Annotated in this window: 11 protein-coding genes; 2 read left to right on the forward strand and 9 right to left on the reverse strand. The window is 75.1% G+C overall.

Annotated elements, in window-relative coordinates:
• Positions 1-40: 40 nt before the first annotated feature.
• The 9 genes from ACHZ99_RS30645 to ACHZ99_RS30685 all read right to left on the reverse strand — a co-directional run bounded on the left by ACHZ99_RS30645 (position 41) and on the right by ACHZ99_RS30685 (position 18,919).
• The gene (locus tag ACHZ99_RS30645) at positions 41-1,285 is read right to left on the reverse strand and encodes an NAD(P)/FAD-dependent oxidoreductase (protein WP_420308084.1); all 1,245 of its coding nucleotides are present in this window, start codon (positions 1,283-1,285) and stop codon (positions 41-43) included.
• A gap of 130 nt (positions 1,286-1,415) precedes the next feature.
• Complete coding sequence (locus ACHZ99_RS30650; RefSeq protein WP_420308085.1) at positions 1,416-2,720, reverse strand: Rieske 2Fe-2S domain-containing protein; 1,305 nt, start codon at positions 2,718-2,720, stop codon at positions 1,416-1,418.
• A gap of 24 nt (positions 2,721-2,744) precedes the next feature.
• Positions 2,745-5,645 (reverse strand): PEP/pyruvate-binding domain-containing protein, encoded by a 2,901-nt coding sequence (locus ACHZ99_RS30655; RefSeq protein WP_420308086.1) that lies wholly within the window; start codon positions 5,643-5,645, stop codon positions 2,745-2,747.
• Positions 5,646-5,664: 19 nt separating this feature from the next.
• Positions 5,665-6,750 (reverse strand): SAM-dependent methyltransferase, encoded by a 1,086-nt coding sequence (locus ACHZ99_RS30660; RefSeq protein ID WP_420308087.1) that lies wholly within the window; start codon positions 6,748-6,750, stop codon positions 5,665-5,667.
• A gap of 53 nt (positions 6,751-6,803) precedes the next feature.
• Complete coding sequence (locus ACHZ99_RS30665; RefSeq protein WP_420308088.1) at positions 6,804-8,069, reverse strand: Rieske 2Fe-2S domain-containing protein; 1,266 nt, start codon at positions 8,067-8,069, stop codon at positions 6,804-6,806.
• 72 nt (positions 8,070-8,141) lie between these two features.
• Positions 8,142-8,612, reverse strand: coding sequence for a hypothetical protein (locus ACHZ99_RS30670; RefSeq protein WP_420308089.1), 471 nt, complete (start codon positions 8,610-8,612; stop codon positions 8,142-8,144).
• Between the two features lies 1 nt (position 8,613).
• Complete coding sequence (locus tag ACHZ99_RS30675; protein ID WP_420308090.1) at positions 8,614-9,528, reverse strand: thioesterase II family protein; 915 nt, start codon at positions 9,526-9,528, stop codon at positions 8,614-8,616.
• Positions 9,525-10,583 (reverse strand): NAD-dependent epimerase/dehydratase family protein, encoded by a 1,059-nt coding sequence (locus ACHZ99_RS30680; RefSeq protein WP_420308091.1) that lies wholly within the window; start codon positions 10,581-10,583, stop codon positions 9,525-9,527. Before ACHZ99_RS30680 ends, ACHZ99_RS30675 begins: the two co-directional genes overlap by 4 nt.
• Entirely contained in the window at positions 10,580-18,919 is an 8,340-nt protein-coding gene (locus tag ACHZ99_RS30685) for an amino acid adenylation domain-containing protein (protein WP_420308092.1), read from the reverse strand. The genes ACHZ99_RS30680 and ACHZ99_RS30685 overlap by 4 nt, the downstream gene beginning before the upstream one ends.
• A gap of 250 nt (positions 18,920-19,169) precedes the next feature.
• On the opposite strand from ACHZ99_RS30685, the gene ACHZ99_RS30690 reads away from it, so the two are divergent.
• Together ACHZ99_RS30690 and ACHZ99_RS30695 are read left to right on the forward strand one after the other, a co-directional pair.
• On the forward strand, positions 19,170-19,907 hold the full coding sequence (locus ACHZ99_RS30690; RefSeq protein ID WP_420308093.1) for an ABC transporter ATP-binding protein: 738 nt from the start codon (positions 19,170-19,172) through the stop codon (positions 19,905-19,907).
• Positions 19,904-22,276 (forward strand): FtsX-like permease family protein, encoded by a 2,373-nt coding sequence (locus ACHZ99_RS30695; protein ID WP_420308094.1) that lies wholly within the window; start codon positions 19,904-19,906, stop codon positions 22,274-22,276. Before ACHZ99_RS30690 ends, ACHZ99_RS30695 begins: the two co-directional genes overlap by 4 nt.
• The last annotated feature ends 325 nt before the right edge of the window (positions 22,277-22,601 follow it).

Consider the following 22,601-nt stretch of genomic DNA (forward strand, 5'->3'; position numbering starts at 1 on the left):
GGGGCGGGGCGCCGGAGTCCGCCGGCGCCCCGCCCGTCGTTCAGGAGTCGTTCGCGCCCGCCGGCGCCGGCGCGCCGCCGTCGACGTCCATCACCGCGAGCCCGTCGGCCAGGCCCGAGACGAGCCGGATGAAGTCGGCCCGGGTCTCCAGCTCACGTACCGGGTCGATCAGCTCCTGGGCCCGTTCCCAGTAGTCGGTGCGCTTCCGGCGCGCGTCGTAGAAGTAGCGGACGAACGACACGACCGTGCCGAAGAAGTCGCGGTAGGTGTCCTCGTAGTGCTGCTGGTGGTCGTCCTCCCGCTCGGGGGCGTCGAGGATGCGGTCGACGGTCCGGGCGGCGGCCGACGCGCCCTTCATGGCGAGCATGACGCCCGTGGAGAAGAGCGGGTCGACGAAGGCGGCGGCGTCGCCGGCCAGCAGGAAGCCGGGGCCGGTGAACGTCTTGGCGGCGTACGACCAGTCCTTGGTGACCCGGTAGTCCGCGACGCGGACCGCGCCGTCGAGCAGGCGCCGGGCCTCGGTGGAGACCTTCAGCCTGCTCTGGAAGAACTCCTCCGGGCCCAGGCCGGTCTCCGCGTACAGGTCGCTCGGGCCGACGAAGCCCACGCTGCGGGTGCCGTCGGCGAACGGGATCACCCAGACCCACCCGTCCCCGTGGTACTCGGTGAGGATGTTGCCGCGGTCCTTCCCGGGGAAGAACTCCCCGCCCTGGTAGTACGTCCACACCGCGATGTTGCGCAGGTCCTCGTGCCATTCGAGCAGGCTCTCCCGGTGGGCGAGGAACTTGGACTGCCCGGAGGCGTCGAGGACGTAGCGGGCGCGGACGTCGACGGCGGAGCCCCGCCTGCCGAGGGTGTAGCGGACGCCGGCGGCCCGGGCGCCGTCGAACAGCACCTCGGAGACCGCGGCCTCCTCGACGACGGTGGCGCCGAGTTCCCGCGCGTGGTTGAGCAGGGTGTTGTCGAACTCCGCGCGCTTGACCTCGAACGCGTACTCCCAGGGCCCGGCCTCGGCGAAGTGGATGGTCCACAGCTCGCGTTCGGCGCCCCACCGCAGGGTGGTCCCGTACTTGCGCAGGAACAGCTGGGACTCGACCTTCTCCCGCGCCCCCAGCTCCTCCAGTACGGGCATGACGCCGGGGACGAGCGACTCGCCGATGTGGTAGCGCGGGAACTTCTCCTTCTCCAGTACGAGGACGTGCCGGCCCGCCTTGGCGAGCAGCCCCGCTGCGGTGGCGCCGGCGGGCCCGCCGCCGATGACGATGACGTCGTACTCCTTGACCACGTGGGTCTCCAGTTGTGTGTGGGGGCGCTCCGAGGCAGCCCCGCGGGAGCCGCGGGGCTGCTCGGAGCGGGACGGTTCGCGGTCCGCCTCATGGGCGTCAAAGATGCTCCCGGGACCGCTGGGGAGCTGGTCAGGCGTGAGCCGTGGCCCTGGCGGCGGCCGGGCGGCCGGCCAGGTGCCCGTCGGCCTCCGCGACTTCCACGGCCTCCGCGGTCTCCACGGCCTCCACGGCTTCGGCCGCCTCCGCGGCGTCCGCCGCCTGTGCCGCCTGTGCCGCCTCCACGGCCTTCACCTCCGCGAGCCGTGCCTCCGCGGCCGCCGCCTCCTGCGCGGCCTGGAGGACCTTCGCCTTCGAGACCTTCGCCGCCTCCCCCGGCGTCCTCTCCGGGGCCTCGCCGCCGTCCGGGTCGACGCCGGCCTCGCGGAGCAGCTGGGCGCGCATCTGCACGTACTTGGCGTTCAGCTCGTCCACGGCCACGAACTTGCTGGCGCCGCGCCGGGAGACCTTGGGCGTCTGGCCCTGGATCATCCGGACGTCCTGCATGTCCTGGATCCACTTCTCGAAGAACAGGCCCACCGCGGGGACCAGCCGGCGCAGCCGCTCGGACCGCAGGGCGGACTTGAGCCGCGGGAACTCGTACCAGCGGAGGATGAACTCCGTGTTGTCCTCGTCGATCGGCGTGAACCAGGCGGTGACCTCGAACTGCTTGGTCACCACGTGCGTCATGTTGGGGAACGCGAAGGTCACCTCGTAGTGGTTGGCGTTGGACGGGTCGTCCTCGTCGAGGTGGTCGTAGGTGTAGCGCAGGGTGTGGCCGTCCACCTCCAGGTGGTTGTTCGCGATCTTGGTGGTTGCCAGGTAGCGGCGGCGGCCGTCGAGGCCCAGCTTGCGCGGGGTGCCGTGGAGGAACACGTAGTCGACCGTGTTGAACCAGTTGTCCCGGTGCACGAAGGTGATGTGGTAGAACTCCAGCGTGCTCTCGATGTACCGGGTGTAGTTGACCGGCCGGCTCCAGCTCATCGTGGCGTGGGAGAGCGGGATGTCCGCGACCTCGGTGGGGACCTCGATCTCCGGGAGCACCGCCCGGTCCTCGCCCCACCACAGCCAGATCAGCCCGAGGTGTTCGCGCACCGGGTAGCTCTTGATGCGCATCGTCTTAGGGATCCGGGCGTCGGATCCCATGCAGGGCATCGCGACGCACTCGCCCTGGCCGTTGAAGCGGAATCCGTGGTAGGGGCACTCGACGGAGTTGCCCTTGAGCCTGCCGTCGCCGAGGTTGGCGCCCTTGTGCGGGCAGCGCGCCTCCTGGCAGATGAGGTTGCCCTCCAGGTCGCGCCACAGGACGAGGTTCTGGCCCATGCGGCGCGTCTTGGTCGGCTTGTTCTTCTTCACGTCCTTCGACTGGAGGATGACGTACCACTGGTTGGGGATCATCTGCTGCTCTCTCCTCGGTCTCGGCTACGCGGGGTCGGGGTCGGGGTGGGCGCCGGGCGCGGCGCCGGCGCGCATGATCTCGACGACGCCCGTGTCGCCGTCGACCACGACCGTGTCGCCGGTGTTGATGCGCTGCGTCGCGTGCTTGGTGTTCACGACGGACGGCAGGTTGAACTCGCGGGAGACGATCGAGCTGTGCGACAGCATCGAGCCGATGTCGGTGACGACCGCCCCGGCGATGGCGAACAGGGGGGTCCAGGAGGCGTCGGTGTAGCGGGTGACGAGGATCTCGCCCTGCTGGAGCTCGTCCGCCTGCCAGGTCAGGTCCTCGATGATGCGGGCCCTGCCGACGGCGCGGCCCGGGCTCGCACCGAGCCCGCGGAGCGAGTGCCCGTCCGTGACGCTCGCGGGAGCGGCGGGGGCGGGCGGCGAGTCGTCCTCGCCGATGAAGGTCAGCGCGGGTTCGGGCTGGCGCCGGTGGTGCTCGTGCAGGCGCCTGGCCTCCTCGATGCGGTCCCTGACGAAGACCTCGCGGGCGGGGACGCGGCCGGCCAGGTAGTCCCTGATGTCGTGGACGTCCAGGTAGGCGACCTCGTCCACGGAGTGCAGCAGCCCCTCGGCCGCGAGGCGGCGGCCGACGTCGTAGACGACGTTGCGCACCTGCCACACCGGGGTGATCATCGCCATCCTGGCGACCTCGCGCAGCTCGCTGCAGGTGACGTACAGCTCGATCACCCGGGCGAGGGTGGCCCGCTTCGCGCGGGGCAGCCGCGCCAGCAGTTTGTCGATCGTGCGGCGGGTCTCGCCGTGGTCGCGGGTGAGGACGTCCTCGACGGACAGGCCGTCCTCGGAGTAGCGGCGCATCATCTGGAAGATGTAGGACGGGTCGTCCACCCAGCGGGGGAGGGTGAGCTCCATCTCCTGATGCCCGCGGACGCCGTTCATGCGCAGGAACGGCTCGATGTGCGCGTCCCAGAAGGCGCGCCCGGCGGGGTCGTCGAGGAGCGCCCGCTCCACCTCGGCCAGCGGGGTGTGCCGGATGATGTCCAGCACCCGCGGCTGCCGCCCGGCCTCCCGGGTCAGCGTCCACAGCTCGCGCGCGGACTCGACGGTGCGCAGGCTGGACATGTCCATCTTGAGGTGGTTCCGGAGGTAGTTCCCGTCGTCGCCGAGCCACTTGGCGCACAGCTCCGTCATCAGGCCGTACGCGCCGAAGGCGTTGATGTAGTACGGCATGTAGCCGACGTGCATCTCGTGGTAGTTGAACAGGTAGCGCTCCAGCTCGACGGAGAGGTCGCCGCGGTCGAGCCGGCTGAGGTCCAGGTGCCGGGAGCGGTCGAACTCGTAGAGCCGGGCGGCCTGCATCCCCTCCGCGCGCCGCTTCATCCCGCGCAGCTCGGCCACCGTGGTGCGCAGCCAGAAGTTGGCGGAGCGCAGCCCCTTCAGCCCGCCGGGGTAGCGGCCGAAGGGGTTCTCGTAGCCGCCGAGGTCCACCTCCTCGCTGGTGAACCGCTTGGTGAAGTGCCCCTGGTCCCTGGTCGGCGGGCACTGCCCGAGCAGGTGGGCGTGGTAGGAGACGTTGAGGTAGATGTGCCCCCGGTGGTGTCCGATGTACTTGGCGGAGTCCCCGAGGTCGCGGGCGCCGATGGTGCCCGCGCAAGGGCCGTGGACGTTGTCCTGGTGGTAGCGGGCCCAGCTCAGGCCCAGCGGGGTCATCAGGCCGACGAAGATCTCGCCGATGTCCATGCGGGACCACAGCGTGCCGCGGTGGATGTCGTCGGGCTGCGGTGTGAGGTACGGGCTGCGCGAGCGCGCCGGCGCCGCGTGCGCGGTGACCGGCCGGGACTGGAGCAGGTGGAACGTGCCGTCGCGCAGCGCCCACTCGACGTCCTGCTCGCGGCCGTAGTGCTCGCGGATCCCGACGGCGAGCCGGCCCAGCTCGGCCAGCTGCGCCTCGGTCAGGCAGGGGGCGCTGCGCGCGGTGGGCTCGACCTTCGCCATGCCCAGTGCGCCGGACGCGTCGGGTGCCCACTTGACGACCTTGTGCCGGATGCGCCTGTCCACGACCTCCAGGGAGCGGTCGTCGACGACGAAGAAGTCGCTGGAGACGCGCCCGGAGACCAGGCCCTCGCCGAGGCCGTGGCAGGCCTCGACGACCATGCGGTGCTCCCGGCCGCCGACCGGGTCGACGGTGAACAGCACGCCGCTGACCTCGGCCTGCACCATCTCCTGAACGACGACGGCCATGGCGTCGTCGGGTTCGCCGGCCTCGCCGGGGCGGCGGTAGACGCCCGCGCGGTCCGACCAGAGCGACGCCCAGCAGGTCTTGACGGCGTCGAGGAGCTCTTCCCCGCCGGCCACGTTCAGCACGGAGTCGTGCTGGCCGGCGAAGGACTGGGCGCCGGAGTCCTCCTTGCCGGCCGAGGAGCGGACGGCCACGCGCGGGCCGCCCAGCTTCCGGTGGGCGTCGAGGATCAGCTCCGCCAGCCGGGCGGGCACCGGGGCGGCCAGCACCAGCTCCCGGATCGCGGGGCGGTCCAGGTCCCGGATCTTTCCGGCGAGGCCCGTCTCGTCGAGGAACCGGCGGAACGCCCCGGTGGTGATGCAGAACGCCGGCGGCACCGGCAGCCCCCGCCCGGTCAGCTCGTCGAGCTGGGCTCCCTTGCCCCCGAGGACGCCGGTCTTCGGCGCCCGGCGGCCGTTCAGCACGACCACGTCCCGGCGGTACGGATTCTCCGCGCCCCGGGGCTTCGCGGCACGCCGCGCCCGGGGGGCGGGGGGCCGCGCGGCCGGGGCGGCGGTCGCCCGCGCCGCCCGCTGCTTCCCGCCGGCCCCGCCGGTCCCCTTGGTCCTCCCGGCCTTCCCGGTCCCGGTCGTCACCGGCGTCCCGGCGTCGCCGCCGGCGTTCTCGGCGTAGGCGGTCATGTGATCCCTCCCGGCTCCCTCAGGCCCTCGCAGGCGCCCGCTCGTTGGTGCCGACGAAGGCGCGGAACTGCTCGCCGGGAATCACCTGGGACGCCGTCACCTCGGCGAAGCCGGCCTCCCGCAGCTGGTCGACGAGATCCCGCTCGTGCGGCAGCGGACCGCCGAAGTCGGCGCACTCCAGCCACAGGTTGAGCATGTCGAGGCTCACGTGGCCGCCCTGGCACGCGGTCGTCAGCACCAGCCGGCCGCCCGGGGTGAGCAGTCCGCGGGCCCGGGCCAGCGCCTGCACCCGCTCCTCCTCGGCGAAGTAGTAGATGCTGTTGTGCAGGGTGATCAGGTCGAACCGGGCGCCGGATTCGAGGGTGCGCAGATCGCTCTCGCGCACCTCGACCCGGTCCTCCAGGCCCCACTCGGCCATGTTCTCCATGGCGTGCTTCACGACGTCGGTCTGCATGTCGATGGCCAGCGCGGTGAGGTGGGGGTTGAGCGAGGCGGCGTGCCGGACGTGGACGCCGCTGCCGCAGCCCACCTCCAGCAGCCGGACCGGCCCGCTGCGGGGCACGACCCGGTCCAGGGCCATGTGCACGAAGGGCTCCACCACCCGGGTGGACCGGGCGATGACGGTGCCGTCCTGGTCGGACAGCGAGAAGCGCCGTCCCTCGCGCAGCATCTCCGGGGCGTTGAGCAGCGCCGGGACGTGGTAGCGCAGGACCTCTTCGAGGGCCGCGGCCGACGCGTCGTGCCGTACGCGGGCCAGCAGCTTCGCCGAACGGCTGCGCAGCCGGTAGCAGCCGTCCCGGAAGTCGAGCACGGAGAGCCGGACGCCGATGTCCAGCCAGACGCGCAGCGGCCCGGTGTCGTCGATGCCGAGCTTGTCGGCCAGCGTCTCCAGGTCGCACGGGCGCTTGGCCAGCCAGCCCAGCATGCCGCTGCTGGAGGCGGCGACCAGGAAGGCGGCCCGGTAGACCGGTGTGATCAGGCGCCTGGACAGCATCAGGAGCACGGGCATCTCGGAGGAGGTGGCGATCTTGGCGACGGAGAGCGGGCCGGCCATCGGCTTGCCGGCGCGCCTGTCGACGTCGTCTGGGGACACGGGTGTGGTCATGGCTGGCATCCCTGGGTTGCGGAGGGGCTGGTGCGGGTGGGGTGGCCGGCGGCTCAGCCGGCGTCGCGCTCGACGCCCGCCGGGACGGTGTTCCGGCGGGCGGTGCCGCCGGGCGCCGCCGCGCGGCGCTTGGCCGCCGTGCCGCGGCGTGCGACGCCGGAGCCGTTGGCGGCCGCCTCCCGGTGCGCGGCGCCGTTCGACGGGGCCGGGTCCGCCGGCGCGACGTGGGCGGCGGGGTCCCCGGCGGGCTCGGCGGGGACGGGCCCGGCGGGCGCGGCGTCGCGGTGGGCCTGCTGGATGAGCTTGGCGCGGATGGACAGGTAGCGGGCGTTCATCTCGTCCGCCGCGACGAACCTGCTCTCGCCGCGCTGGCTGATCTTCGGCTCCTGGCCGAGGACGACCCGCATGTCCTGCCGCTCGCCGATCCACCGCTGCATGCCGAGCGCGATGCCGGGCGCGGCGGCCCGGAGGGTCCGGGAACGCAGGTACGGGGCCAGGCTCTCGGCCTCGTACCAGCGGAACAGGACCTGCGTGTGGTCGTCGTCGATGGGGGTGAGCCACATCGTGATGTCGAACTTCCGGTTGATCACGTGGACCGTGCCGGGGAAGGTGAAGACGATCTTGAGGGGCTCGCCGGAGTCCGGGTCGTCCTCCCGGCCCAGCTCGAAGGACGAGCGCAGCGTGGTGCCGTCGGCGTCGACCTCCGTGCGGTGGTTGGTCACCCGGCACGCCTCGAAGTAGCGCTGGCGGCCGTCGAGCCCGAGCTTGCGCGCGGTGCCGTACAGGAACATGTAGTCGAGGTAGTTGAACCACGAGCCGCGGTGCACCCAGGGCGCGTGGTAGAACTCCAGCATGCTCTCGATGTAGCGGGTGTAGTGCACCGGCTGCGACCAGGACCCGGTGATGTGGACGCCCTTCCAGCGGGTGATCTCCGGCGGCACGTCGAGGTCCGGGAGGTCCGCCTCCGCGCGCCGCTCGCCCCACCACATCCACACCAGGTCGTGCCGCTCCCGCACGGGGTAGTTGAAGATGCGCAGCGACTTGGGGATGTGCGCGTCCCGGCCCAGGCACGGCACGGCGGTGCAGGCGCCGTCGGGGCCGAAGCGGAAGCCGTGGTACGGGCACTCCACCGCGTTGCGGTTGATGCGCCCGGCGCCGAGGTCGGCGCCCTTGTGCGGGCAGCGCGCCGACTGGACGACCGCGTTGCCGTCGATGTCGCGCCAGGCCACGAGCCGCTCACCGAGCCGGGTCATCCCGGTCGGCTTCTTCTTCCTGAGGTCCTTGGTGCGGGCGATGGGGTACCACTGGTTGGGGATCATTCTCCACTCCTGCCTGGTCGCGTCTGGTTGCGGCTGAGGGGGTGCGCCGGCCTCACCGGCCGGAGACGGCTGTCACGGTGCGACCCCGCCGCGCCCGGCGCGGGGCGCCGGCACACGCGACGTGATCACGTAGGAGAGGGCGAGGGCCACCGGGCTGGGCGTCCGCGACGAGGCGGGCGCGGAGCTGAGGGCGTGGGTGACCGCGTCGGCGTAGCCGCGCCAGCCACTCGGGCTGATCCGGCCGGTGCGCAGCTTGTTGACGCCGAGGTGGATGACGAGGGCCGCCGTCACGGCGTCGATGGCGTAGGCCAGCGAGACCAGGTCGCCGGGCGGGTCGGAGGTGCCGCTGTCGGTGACGAACTGCTTCTCCAGCAGCCACTGCCCGACGTCGATGGCGAGGTCCTTGTGCCGCGAACCGCCGCCGCCGGCGCCGCCGCCCGGGCCGCCGCGGCCGCTGCCGCCGCCGGCGGGCGGGCGCGGCGCGGTGACGACGGTGCCGAGCAGCGAGGTGGATGCGATCTTGGCCAGGGTCAGCGCGATCATGTCAGTGTTCCTCCGTCGACGGGCCGGGGCGGCGGGCGGGAAGCGGGCCGGTGTCCGCAGCCGCTCCGGGAGCGCGGTACCGGGCGAGGTCGCGGCGCATCTCCTGCCACAGCCGGGGGCGCGCGGCGCCGAGGAGGAAGAAGTGGCCTCCCGGGACGTCCCGCCGCACGAAGGACCCGGCGGCGTACTCCCGCCACGCCTCGACCTCGGCGGGCCGGGCGACGGGGTCGCCGCCCGCCACGAACGCCGTCATCGGGCAGTCCAGCGGCTCGCGCGGCGTCCACCGGTAGCCCTCGCACATCCCGAGGTCGGCGCGCAGCACGGGCAGGCGGCGCTCCAGGTACGCGTCGCCCACTCCCCCGCCTGGGCCCAGCCCGCCGAGGTCGCCGACGACCTTCCGCAGCTCCCCGGCGGGCAGCAGGGCGCCGCCCCCGCCGCCGTAGAAGTGCGGCGCCCGGCTCGCGGCCACGAACATGTGCCGGGGGCCGGCGGCGCCGCGGCGCCGCAGCTCGCAGCAGACCTCGTACGCGACGAGGGCGCCCATGCTGTGCCCGAACACCGCGTAGTCGTCGGCGAGGCCCTGCCCGAGGAGCGCGTCGGCCAGGTCGTGCACCAGGGGTTCCATGGCGGTGTACGGGGCCTCCCCCAGCCGCAGCCCGCGGCCGGGCGGCAGCACGGGCACCACCTGCACGTGCCCGCCCAGGTGCGGCGCCCAGCCGCGGAACGCCGACGCGGCGCCGCCCGCGTACGGAAAGCAGACCAGCCGCAGCGCGGCGGCGCCGTCGTCCGCCGGCTCCACCCCGGCGAACCACCCGCCGCGCAGCGGCGGCGGCCCCGCTCCGGTCCGCCCCGGCGCCACCGCCGCCCCGGCCGGCGCCGCCGCCGGCACCGCCGATCCGCCCGCCGGCCCCGTCATGCGTCCCGCCTCCCGCGCGGCAGGAGGGCGCGTCCCTCCGCGGAGTGCAGCCAGTCGAGGGTGCGGCGCATGCCCTCCTCGAAGGTGACGGTGCTCTTGAAGCCGAAGTCCGCCTGGGCCCGGCCCACCGGGAAGGACTGGTCGCGGTTGAAGAGGTTGACGGCGTGCCGGGTGAGCAGGGGCCGGGAGGTGAGCCGCAGCGCTCCGTAGACCGCCTCGGAGGCGCAGGCGACGCCCATCGCCACCGGGCGGGGCAGGCTGAGCCGCGGCTGGGGTACGTCGAGGCCGCGGGCGAGGGCCGCGACGTACTCGCGCCAGGTGGTCTCCTCGGTGTCGCGCAGGTTGTACGCCCTGCCCACGGTGTCCGCGCTCTCGCAGGCGGCGATCATGGCCTCGGCCGCGTTGTCCACGTACAGCAGCCCGGCCGGGGCCGTGCCCCGGCTGATGTGGACCATCTGGCCGCGCAGCAGCAGGCCGGCGATCTCGACGACGAAGTCCTTGCTGCCCGGCCCGTAGACCGACACCGGGCGGATCACGGTCAGCGGCAGGCCGGCGGCCGCGGCCTCCTCCCGGACGGCGAGTTCGCCGCGCGCCTTGCTGCTGCTGTAGGGCAGCCCGATGTCGCGCGGGGGCGCGCTCTCGTCGCACGGCCGGGCCGGATAGCCGTAGACGTCGGTGGTGCTGACGTGGAGCAGCCGCCGCACGGTGCCCGCGTCGCCGGCGGCCCGGGCCAGGTTGCGGCAGCCGTCGACGTTGACCCGCCGGAACTCCACCCGCGGCGCCCAGTCGGCGGAGAGGCCCGCGCAGTTGTAGACGCGGTGGACGCCGTCGGCGGCCCGGCGCAGCGCGGCCGGGTCCCCGAGGTCGCCCACCACGAACTCCACCGGCAGGCCGGCCAGCCCGGACCGGTCGCTGCCGGCGCGCACCAGCACCCGGACGCGGTCGCCGTGCGCCACCAGGCGCCGGGCGAGCCGGCTGCCGATGAACCCGGTGGCGCCGACGATCAGGACGTCGGCCGGGCGGTCGCCGGCTCCGCCGGCGCGGTCAGCTGTCACATCGTCTGGCATGCCTGCCCCAGCCGGTCGAGGGTGTCGTCGAGGTCGGTGACGCGGTGGCCGGCGTTGAGGAAGAACCGCAGCCGGCACTGGTCGCGGGAGACGGCGGGGTAGCCGATCGGCATCACGTTGACGCCCTGGTCGAGCAGCGACCGGGACAGCGCCATGGTCCGCTGCCAGTCGCCGGTGATGACCGGCACGATGGCCGAGTCGTGCGACAGGCCGGTGTCGAGGCCGCGCTCCCGCGCGCCCTGCCGGAAGTGGTCGGCGACGGCCCGCAGCCGGGCCACGAGCCCGGGCTCCTCCCGCAGTACGCGCAGCCCCTCCAGCGCCGCGGCGCTGGACGCCGGGGCGATGCCGGTGCTGAAGATGTAGAGGGGGGCGGTGTACTTCAGATACTCCACCACCGCGGTGCTCGCGGCGATGTAGCCCCCGAGGCTGCCCAGCGCCTTGCTGAGCGTGCCCATCCACAGGTCGACGTCCGCCCGGTCGACGCGGTGGTGCTCGCCGAGCCCGCGCCCGGTGCTCCCCAGCACGCCGACGGAGTGCGCCTCGTCGACCATCAGCATCGCGCCGTGCCGCTTCTTCAGCTCCACCAGCGCGGCCAGGTCGGGGACGTCGCCGTCCTGGCTGTAGACGCCCTCGACGGCGATCAGCACCCGGCGGTGGCGGTCGCGCAGCCGGCCCAGCAGGCGGTCGAGGGCCGCCAGGTCGCCGTGGGGGAAGGGGCGGCGCAGCGCGCCGGAGAGGATGCTGCCGCGCACCGTGCTGTCGTGGCTGAACTCGTCGTGCAGGATGAGGTCCTGCGGCCCGAAGAGGTGGCCGACGGTGGCGACGTTGGTGGCGTGGCCGCCGGCGAAGACGACCGCGGCGCCGGTCCCGAGGAAGGACGCGATCTCGCGCTCCAGCTCGTGCTGCAACGGGGTCTCGCCGAGCAGCAGCGGGGTGGCGGAGGCCGAGGTGCCGTACCGGTCGACCGCCGCCTTCGCCGCCTCCCGCACCCGCGGGTGGTGGGAGAGGCCGAGGTAGTTGAAGGCCGCGAAGTTCACCACGTCCCGCCCGTCCACGGTGGCGCGGACGCCGTTGAAGCCCTCGTGGAGCCGCCCGTACGGGTTGTGGCCGGCGGCCTCCGCGGCCCGGCGCCGCCCGGCCAGCTCCCGGTACTCGGCGGACTCCTCGAAGGACCGCTCCGGCGTCGCCGCCGGCCCCGCGGGCGGCGGCGGTGCCGGGGTCTCCTGGCCGGTGGCCGCGGCCTCCGCCGCGGGTACGGGGGCGGGGTGGCCGTTGTGCAGCGCCCGTGCCACGTCCTCGACGGTGGGGTCCTCGGGCAGCGACCGGCGCGCGTCGGGCCGCAGGAAGGTCGCCTGCCCGGCGAGTGCCCGCTCCAGCTCGCCGCGCATCAGCGAGTCGAAGCCCAGGTCGGCGCCGAGCCGGGCGTGCGGCGCGATCTCCTCGGCCGGGAAGCCGGTGACGCGCGCCAGCTGGGCGAGGAGCACGTGGCGTACGCCGCCGCCCGCCACCCGCGTGCCGGTGCCGTTGCCCGGCGCCGGGTCCGGGTCCGGTGCCGGTGCCGCGGCGCCGCCCCGGCGCCCGTGCCCGGCGGGCATCGAAGGGGTGCTGGACGCGTGCGCCGGGGCGGCTGTACGGGGGGTGGGGGCGCCGTTGTGCGCCGCGGTCCGGGCGGCCGGCGGCGCGGCGACCCAGTGGCGGCGGGGCTCCAGTACCGCGTGCGGCACGGGCACGCCCGCGGCCCGGCGCCCGGGGTCGGCCGCCGGCCAGTCCACCTCGGCGCCGGCGCAGTGCAGCCGGCCGAGGGAGCGCCAGAAGGCCGCCCCGGCGGGGTCGCCGCGGTGCAGCGAGGAGACGTAGAGGGCCGACTCCCGCTCCGCCTCGGGGGTGTTGGCGCGGGCCAGGGCCAGCAGCGTCTGCTGCGGGCCGACCTCCACGAAGGCGTCGCAGCCCAGGTCGCGCAGGGCCGCGAAGCCGTCCGCGAAGCGGACCGTGCCGAGCATGTGCTCCACCCAGGCGTCGGCGTCCATCCGCTCGACGGGCCGCGCCGTGGCGTCGGACACCCAGGGGACGGCGGGGCGGCGGGTCCGCAGCGGGAGCGCCGCCTCGCGCAGCGGCGTGGCGGCCCCGCTCATCAGCTTGGAGTGGAAGGCGTGGGAGACGCGCAGCGGCCGCACCTCGACCGACCGCCGCCGGAGCTCCTCGGCCACGGCCCGGATCTCCCGGTCCGCGCCGGACAGCACCAGGTGCGCCGGGGAGTTCACAGCGGCCACCGCGACCGACGCGAACGGGTCCGCGACGGTACGGATCAGCCCGGCGTCGCCGGTGCAGGCGATCATGGCGCCGTCGCCGGGCTGCGCGTCCATGTGCCGCCCGCGCACGGCGGCCAGCCGCAGCGCGTCGTCGAGCGACAGGGCGCCCGAGACGCAGGCCGCGCTGTACGCGCCGATGCTGTGCCCGAGGACCGCGGCCGGCCGGATGCCGTACGACTCCCACAGCCGGGCCAGGGCGACTTCGAGCGCCACCGTCGCCGGCTGGCAGTACCGGGTGCGCGCGAGCCGGTCGGCCCCGGCGTCGTCGCACAGCAACTCCAGCAGCGGGACGCCCAGGAGCGGGTCGAGCACCTCGGCGCAGCGGTCGAGGGTCCGGGCGAAGACCGGGTGGTCGCGGTGGAGCGGGCGGCCCATGGCCGCGTACTGGCTGCCCTGGCCGGAGAAGAGGAAGGCCACGGACGGGGTCCGCCGGCCGGCCGGGGCGCCGCGGACGACCGCCGGGGAGGCGTCTCCGCGTACCAGCGACTCCAGCTCCCGGTCCAGCGCGCCGGCGGAGCCGGCGGTGACGACCGCGCGGTACGCGAGGTGGGCGCGGGCGGTGTTGGCGGCGTGGCTCAGCTCGGCGAGCGGCTGGCCGGGGTGGGCCGCCAGGTGGAGGCGGTAGCGGCGGGCCAGGGTCGTCAGCGCGGTCGGGGTGTGCCCCGACAGGCACACCGCGTGCACCGGCCGCTCGGGCGCCCGCGGCGCGGGCCCGGCGGGCGCGTCGGCGCTCTCCAGCACCACGTGCGCGTTCTGCCCGCCGAAGCCGAAGGAGCTGACTCCCGCGCGTACCGTCCCCTCGGCGGCCAGGTCGCGCGGGCCCGTGGCCACGGCGAGTCCCGACGACTCCCACGCCAGGCGGCCGTTGGGAGAGCTCAGGTGCAGCTGCGGCGGCACCCGGCGGTGGTGCAGGACCAGCGCCGCCTTGATGAGGCCCGCGATGCCCGCCGCGGCCTCCAGGTGCCCGATGTTGGCCTTCACCGAGCCGACCAGGCAGGGTGCGGCGCCGTCGCGGCGGCCGTAGGTGGCGGCGAGCGCCTCCCACTCGACGGGGTCGCCGAGCACGGTGCCGGTGCCGTGCGCCTCCACGTACCCGACGTCGCGGGGGCTGATCCCGCCGCCGGCCAGCGCCCGTTCGATGACGGTGCGCTGGGCCGTGCCCCTCGGCGCGGTCAGCCCGTTGCCGCGGCCGGTGTGCCCGACGGCGGAGCCGCGGACGACGGCGTAGACCCGGTCGCCGTCGGCGAGCGCCGCCGACAGCGGCTTGAGCAGCACCAGCCCGGCGCCCTCGCCCCGGACGTACCCGTCGGCCGCCTCGTCGAAGACCCGGCACCTGCCGTCGGCGGCGAGCATCCCGCCCCGGGCGAACGCCACGGACAGCCCCGGCGCCAGCAGCAGGTTCACGCCCCCGGCCAGCGCGGCGCGGCACTCGCCGGCGCGCAGGCTCTGGCACGCCGCGTGCACGGCGGCCAGCGACGACGAGCACGCGGTGTCCATGGCCATGCTGGGGCCGGTGAGGTCGAACACGTAGGAGAGCCGGTTGGCGGCGATGGAGTGCGCGTTGCCCGTGGCGCCGTAGACGTCGACGCCGTCGAGGTCGCGCATCTGGAACTCGGCGTAGTCGCTGCTGCTGATGCCGATGAACACGCCGGTGTCGCTGCCGGCGGCGCGCGTCGGGGCGACGCCGGCGTCCTCGAAGGCCCGCCAGCCCAGCTCCAGCAGGAGCCGCTGCTGCGGGTCCATGCGGTCGGCCTCCCGGGCGGAGATGCCGAAGAACGGGGCGTCGAAGAGGTCGGCCCCGTGGACGAAGCCGCCGTGGCGCGGGGCGTCCACCGCGTCGGCGTCCCAGCGCTCGGGGGGCACCTCGCCGACCGCGTCCCTGCCGTCGGCCAGCAGCCGCCAGTAGCCGTCGGCGTCGGGGGCGCCGGGAAAGCGGCAGGCCATGCCGACGATCGCGACCGGCTCGGCGCCGCCCGGGACGCCCGCCGGGGCCGGAGCCGGAGTGGGAGCCGGGGCGGGCACGGGTGCCGTACGGGCGGCGGCGTCCGGCCCGCCGAGGTGGGCCGCGAGCTGCCGGACGGTCGGGTGGTCGAAGACGACGCCGGTGCTCACCGGCCGGCCGACGCGGTCGCCCAGCTCCGCCGCGATGGCGGTGGCCTGCCTGGAGTCGAGGCCGAGGGCGGTGAACGGGCGGGTGGTGTCGACCGCCGCCGGGGACAGGCCGAGGCCGTGCGCGATGCGCTCGACCAGCCAGCGCTCGACGTCCGCGGGCGCGGGCGGCGCGCCGGACGGCCCGGCCGCCGCCGCGCACTGGTCGATCAGGGTCCCAACCCGGGGGGCGGCCAGCAGCGGGCCCACCGCGACGGCGCGGCCGAGCCGCCGCTCCACCGCGCCGACGGCGTCGAGCAGCGCGGCGTAGTCCAGCCCGAGTTCGCGGAAGCCGCGGGCGGCGACGGCCGTGTCCGCGGCCGTGTCCGGGTCCGGGTCGGGACCCGTCTCCCCGTCCGGCGCACGGCCGTCGGCCGTCGCCGCGCGCGCGGTGCGTACGGCGGCCGCCACCGCCGCCGTCACCTGCGCGCGGTCCCGCGCCGCGGCCGGACCGGGGGCGAGGGGGGTGTCCCGGCTGACGCTGGCGGCCAGCACCGGAAGTCCGAAGGACAGGAAGGCGTCCCGGCACGCCCCGCGCCGGGTCTTGCCGCTGGTCGTCTTCGGGATGGCGGACTTGCGGAGCAGCAGGACGGCGTGCGGGGCCACCTCGTGCTCGGCGGTGATCGCGGTACGCAGCCGGGCCAGCAGCCCGTCCGGGTCGTCGGGCCGGCCCTCCGCCTCGTACGCCACGACGAGCCTCTCGGCGCCGTCCAGCGTCACGCCGAACGCGGCGCTGCTCCCCACCCGGCCGGCGGACGCCGCGCGCTCCACCGTGAGTTCGATGTCGTGCGGGTGGTGGTTGCGGCCGTCCACGACCACGACGTCCTTGATGCGGCCGACGACGTGCAGCTGCCCGTCGCCGACGAAGCCCAGGTCCCCCGTGCGGTGGTATCCGGTGCCGTCGGCGTCCCCGGCGAGCGGCACGGCGAAGGACTCCGCCGTGGCGTCGGGGCGGCCCCAGTACCCGCGCGCCACGCCCGGGCCCGCCACCCAGACCTCCCCGACCTCGCCGGCGGGTACCGGCCGCCGGGTGGCCGGGTCGACGATCCTCACCTCGTGGCCGTCGATGGGGGTGCCGCAGCCGACCACCTCGGTCGTCCGTCCGGCTTCGCTTCCGGCGGTACGGGGCGCGCCGCGCTCCAGCGACGCGGACGCGAAGACCCCGGCCGAGAACCGCTCGGCCGGCCGGATGCCGGCGACCATCAGGGTCGCCTCGGCGAGCCCGTAGCACGGCATGAAGGTACGGGCGTCGAACCCGCACGCCGCGAAGCGCTCGGCGAACCGCTCCAGCGTCTTGGCCCGTACCGGCTCCGCGCCGTTCACGGCGATGCGCCAGCGGCTCAGGTCCAGGGTCTCCAGCCGGCTCGCGGGGATCCTGCTGATGCAGTGCTCGAAGCCGAAGTTCGGGGCGGCGCTGGTGTCCGCGCCGGTGTCGGAGAGGGTGCGCAGCCAGGTCTCCGGGCTCCGCAGGAACGTCAGCGGCGCCATGAGGTGAGCGGGGAAGCCGCCGTAGAGGGGCTCCATGAGGGCGCCGGCGAGACCCATGTCGTGATACGGCGGCAGCCACGACACCAGCTGCGAGTCCTCGCCGTGGCCGCAGTGGCGGTGGATCGAGCGGATGTTGCCCAGCAGGTTGTCGTGCCCGATGACCACGCCCTTGGGCACCGCGGTCGACCCGGACGTGTACTGGAGGAACGCCACGTCGCCGGCCGTGGCCCCGGGGTGCCGCCACGCCGCGGCCCGGTCGCCGCCCTCGTCCGCCAGTGTGTCCGTGGCGATCCACCGCACCGGGCCGAGGTCCGTCCGGCCCCGCGCGCCGTGCCAGTCGCGGGCGAGCCGGGCCAGCTCCGCCGTGGCCAGCGCGTGCCCGGGCCGCGCGTCCCGCGCGATGGCGTCGAGGCGCGGCATGGTCTGGCTGACCCTGCCGGCGTCCGGCGGGTACGTGGGTACGGCGATCGCGCCCGCGTACAGGCAGCCGAGGAAGGACGCGACGTACTCCAGGCCCGGCGGCTGGAGCACCAGGACGGGCCGGCCCCGTACGCCCTCTCCCCCTTCCTCCTGCAACCGCGCCGCGATGGTCCGGGCCCGGCGGTCGAGGTCCCCATAGGTCCACGACTCGGCGGCGCCGTCGGTGTCGGTGAGGAAGCGGTACGCCAGGGCGTCCGGCCGGGTCCCGGCGTGCCGGCGGAGGACGTCGATGAGCGTCGCCGGTTCGGGAGCGCGGCGCGCGGGCGTCCGGCGGGCCGGGGCGCCGTCCGTGAGGCGGCGGTAGTCCGTCTTGCCGTTGGCGTTGCGCGGGAGGGACGCGAGCCGGGTGACGCGCTGCGGCAGCATGTAGCGCGGCAGCCGCTCGGCGCAGTGCCGCTTGAGCCCGATCAGGCCCGGCGGCTCGGCTCCCCGCCGCAGCGCGTAGAAGACCGCGATACGGGGCCGCTTGCCGCTGTCGTCGACGACCGCGGCGGCGTCGGCGACCGCGGGGTGGGCCAGCACCGCGGCCTCGACCTCGCCGAGTTCGACGCGGTGCCCCGACAGCTTCACCATGCGGTCCCGGCGGCCGCGGTAGACCAGCCGGCCGTCCTCGACGCTCACCAGGTCGCCGGTCCGGTGGCGGCCCCGGTGGTGCTCGGCGGCGGCCGGGTCGGCGGCGCGGCGCCAGTAGCCGGGGGTGACGCAGACGCCCTCGACGACCAGCTCGCCCGGCTCGCCGGAGCCGGACACCTCGCGGCCGTGCTCGTCGACGAGGTGCAGCCGGGCGCCGGATATGGGGCCGCCGATGGGCAGCGGGCCGTCGCCGGCCAGGTCCGCGTCGCGCACGCGGTGGTAGGTGCAGACGTTGGTCTCGGTGGGGCCGTAGAGGTTGTACAGCGCGGTGTCCGCGGGCAGCAGGGCGGCCAGCTCGCGCAGCTGCGGCAGCGGGAACACCTCGCCGGCGAAGAGCACGTAGCGCAGGCTGCGGGCGGCCGCGGGGGTGAGCGCGCCGGAGTCCGTCAGCAGGTGGAGCACCGAGGGGACCGAGTACCAGACGGTCACGCCGTGCCGGGCGATGCCCGCGGCGAGCGCGCCGGGGTCGCGCGCCTCGTCGTCGCCGACGATCCACAGCGCCGCCCCCGCGGCGAGCGCGACGAAGAGGTCGAAGGTGCTGAGGTCGAAGTTGAACGAGGCGTGGTTGGCGAAGACGTCCTCGGGGCCGACGTCCAGCTCGTCCCCGGCCCAGCCGGCGAAGTTCCGCAGGTTGCGGTGGGAGAGCTGCACGCCCTTGGGCACGCCGGTGGAGCCGGAGGTGTAGAGGATCGCGGCGAGCGCCGAGTCGTCCGGCGTCCCGGCGGGCGGCTCGCCCGCGCCGGCGGTGAACTCCCGCCAGGAGCGCACCCGGTGGCTCCCGGCCCAGGCCGGCGCGGCGGCGGGCACGGCGGCGCCGGGCGCGGCGGGGTCGTAGACGACGACGGTACGCACCGAGGCCGGCAGGCCGGCGTCCGCCAGCCCGGCCAGGTGCCCGGAGTCGGTGAAGAGGACCGCCGGTTCGGCGTCGGCGAGCACGGTCGCGACGCGGGCGGCGGGCTGACCGCCGTCCAGCGGCACGTAGGCGCACCCGGCGCGCAGCGCGCCGAGAACCGCCTCGGCGTACGCGGGGCGCTTGGCCATCCAGATCGCGACCCGCTCGCCCGGCCGCGCGCCGGCCGCGTGCAGGGCGGCGGCCAGCGCGTCGGTGCGGGCGGCGAGTTCCCCGTAGGAGACGGTGCCGCCGGCGCCGAGCAGGGCGGGGCGGTCGGCCGTCCCGGGGGCGAGCCTCCGGGGCAGGCCCAGGGCCGGTGTGCTGCCGGTCGCTGTGCTCGCGCCCGGGCGGATGAGCGGCTGCTGCCTCGTCACGTCGTCTCGATCCCTCCGGTCAAGTGCGCTGCGCGGCTCACTGTGCCCGGGGGTGCTGACCGAACGCTGACCTGCTCCTGACCGCCCCGCCACGCTGCGTCCGCGGCCGGTCCCGCTCTGCTAGCTTGGGCCTGCCCACGATGATCACTCTGCGCGATCGCCCGGGAGGGATCCGGTGACGGCGCTCCGCGCCGGGATGCCGCCCGGCCCACGCGACGGCGGGCCCCGGGTCCCGGAGGAGGATGCGTCCATGTCCCAGGAAGGACAGCACGAGACCACGCGCCGCGGCGGGGTACGCCTCCGGGGGGTCGGCAAGACGTACGGCACGGGCGAGGCCGCGGTCGACGCGCTGGACGGGGTCGATCTGGACGTCCCGCCGGGCGAGATGGTGGTCGTGCTCGGCCCCAGCGGCTCGGGCAAGACGACGCTGCTGAACGTCATCGGCGGCATCGAGCCCGCGACCGCGGGCGACATCCGCGTGTCCGGCGTGGAGCTGACCGGCCGGGCGCCCCGGGAGCTGGTGGGCTTCCGCCGGGAGCAGATCGGGTTCGTCTTCCAGTTCTTCAACCTCGTCCCCACCCTCACCGCGCGGGAGAACGTGGAGGTCATCGTCGAGCTGACCGGCCGCGGCGACCGGCGGGCCGTCCCCGGCCTGCTGGAGTCCGTCGGCCTGGCCGACCGGATGGACCACTTCCCCGCCCAGCTCTCCGGCGGCCAGCAGCAGCGGGTGTCGATCGCCCGCGCGCTGGCGACGGACCCCGGCCTGGTGCTGGCCGACGAGCCGACCGGCGCCCTCGACGTGGCCACCGGGAAGTCCGTGCTGGCCCTGCTCCAGGAGGCCAACCGCTCGGGGCGGGGGGTGCTGATGGTGACGCACAACGTCTCGGTGGCGCGGATCGCGCACCGCGTGGTCCACATGCACGACGGCCGCGTCGACGCCGTCGAACGCAACGAGAGCCCCGCCGACGCGGCCTCCGTGAGCTGGTGACCGGCGTGAAGCGCACCCTGCTCGCGAAGACCCGGCGTGACCTCCGCCGCCGCTCGGCGCAGTTCGCCGCGATCGCCGTGACCGTGCTGATCGGCGTCACGCTCTTCATCTCCAGCTACGACGCGTACCGCAACCTCGCCGCGTCCTACGACCGCACCTACGCCCAGCTGCGCTTCGCCGACCTGACCGCGAGCGGCGGGGACCCGGACAAGGTCGCGGCCGCCGCCCGGGACGCCGCCGGGGTCGCCGCCACCGCCGTCCGCACCCAGGCGGAGGTGCCGCTGCGCATCGGCGACGACAAGCTCGTCGGCCGCGTCGTCGGGCTGCCCGCCGACCGCCCGGCGGCGGTGAACCGGGTCGAGGTCACCGAGGGCCGCGGCCTCGGCTCCGGCGGCTCCGGCGATGACGGGGTGCTGCTGGAGAAGCACGCCGCCGGCACCTTCGGCCTCGGCCCGGGGGACACCCTGCGCGCGTACGACGGGAAGCGCTGGCGCTCGCTGACCGTGCGCGGCGTCGTCATCTCGCCGGAGTACCTGTGGCCGGCCCGGAACCGGCAGGAGGTGCTCGCCGACCCGCACTCCTTCGCCGTGGTCTTCGCCGCCGAGGACACCGCCCGGCGGCTGGCCGGCCCGCAGGCGCACCGCCAGACCCTCGTCCGCCTCACCGGCTCCGCCCGCGACGACGGCACCGCCGGCGAGGTCGCCGAACGGCTCCGCCGGGCGGGCGCGGTGAGCGTCACGGACCGCGAGGACCAGCCGTCCAACGCCGTCCTGCGCGAGGACCTGAAGGGCTTCCAGCAGCTCGCGGTGGCCTTCCCGCTGCTCTTCCTCTCCGCCGCCGCGGTCGCCGCGTACGTGCTCATCACCCGGCTGGTGCTCGCCGAACGGAAGGTCATCGCCACCTTCCTCGCCGCCGGCGCGCACCGCAGCGCCGTCGTCCGGCACTACCTCGGCCACGGGCTCCTCGCCGGCACGGCCGGCGCCGCCGCCGGCGTGGCGCTCGGCATCGCCGGCACCGCGGCCGTCACCCACGCCTACACCTCCGCGCTGGGCATCCCGCACACGGCCGTGCAGACCCGCCCCGCCGTGGTCGTGGCGGGCCTGGCCTTCGGCGTCCTCGTCGGCCTGGCCGGCGGCATCGCGCCCGCGCTGTCCGCGTCCCGCACCGCGCCCGCGGAGGCGATGCGCGGGGACGCGGGCACGCAGAAGCCGCCCGGGCGGGTCAGCCGCGCGGTGGCCGGGGCCCGCTGGCTGCCGCTGGTGCTGCGGATGTCGCTGCGGGAGCTGGCCCGCAGCCGCCGCCGCACGCTGGCGACGATGACCGGCACCGTGCTCTCCCTGGTCCTGGTGCTCTCCACCGTCGGCATGACCACGAGCATGAACGCCCTGGTCGACGCCCAGTTCGGCACCGTGATGAAGCAGGACGCCACGGTCCGGACCGGCCCCGGTGCGGAGGGCCTCGCGGGCCGGTTGCGCTCGGTCGCGCACGTGGCGGATGTCGAGGCGATCACGCAGGCCGACGTGACGGTGTCGGCCGGGGACTTGTCGTACGACACCTCGCTGACCGGCTACGAACCGGACACCCGCATGCACGGCTTCCGCACCGGCGACGGCGGCACCCGGCAGCTCCCGGCCCACGGGGTGCTGGCGGGCAGCGCCCTCACCGGCCGGCTGGACGTGGCCGTCGGCGACCGCCTCACCGTGCGCACCTCCGGCGGCCGGACCCGGCACGTGCGGCTCGCCGGCCTCGTCCACGAGCCGATGGGCACGGCGCTCTACGGCACGAAGGACACCGTCGCGGCCCTGACCGGCACGTCCGGCAACGCCTACCAGCTCCGCTTCGCCGCCGGCACCGGCGAGGCCGCGCGGGACGCGGCGCGGGCCGAGATCAGCGGACTGCCCGGAGTGGTGACGTACACCGACGAGCGGGCCCTGCACCGGCAGCTGGACGACTTCCTCAGCCTCTTCTGGATCTTCACGGGCGTCATGCTCGTCCTCGGCGGGCTGCTGGCGCTGACGGTCATCTACGTGACCATGACGGTCAACGTCGCGGAGCGGACCGTCGAACTGGCCACCCTGCGGGCCGGCGGCGTCCGGCTGCGGCGCATCGCCGGCGTGCTGGCGGTGGAGAACCTGACCGCGACGGCCCTCGCGCTCCCGGTCGGCCTGGCCGCGGGCGCCGCCGGCGCCGCGATGTCGCTGCGGGCGTTCAGCAGCGACATGTTCACCATGGAGCTGAGCCTGGGCTGGGAGGTCCTGGCCGCCGCGGCCGTCTCCGTGCTGGCCGCCTCGCTCCTCTCGCAGCTGCCCGCCGTGCGCATGGTGCGGGGCCTGGACATCGCCCGGGTGGTGCGGGAGCGCGCCCAGTGACCCGGTCCCGCGACGGGCGCGTATCGGCCCTTCGTTGAGCCGGAGTCAGCAATACGTGGACGTGCGCCCGCGCACGCGCCCGCCGTTCATTCACTCCGGAACACAACGGTCGGGGGATGGCCGAGGTGTTCCGTACCTGCCAGACTGCGATTCTGGCACCAGCCGCCGGCAATTGGCTCGAATTGACGGCGTGGAAGTACCCCGACCTGAACGGAGGGTCGTCGGCAGGACTTTCCGACCCAACGAGTTCCGGTGAGCCAGCACCACTTGGCGATGAGGGGGAATTCTTCGATGCAGATCGACATTCTCGGCCCCGTATCCGTCT

The sequence above is a fragment of the Streptomyces sp. MAR4 CNX-425 genome (genome assembly GCF_048656465.1).
Lineage (GTDB): Bacteria > Actinomycetota > Actinomycetes > Streptomycetales > Streptomycetaceae > Streptomyces.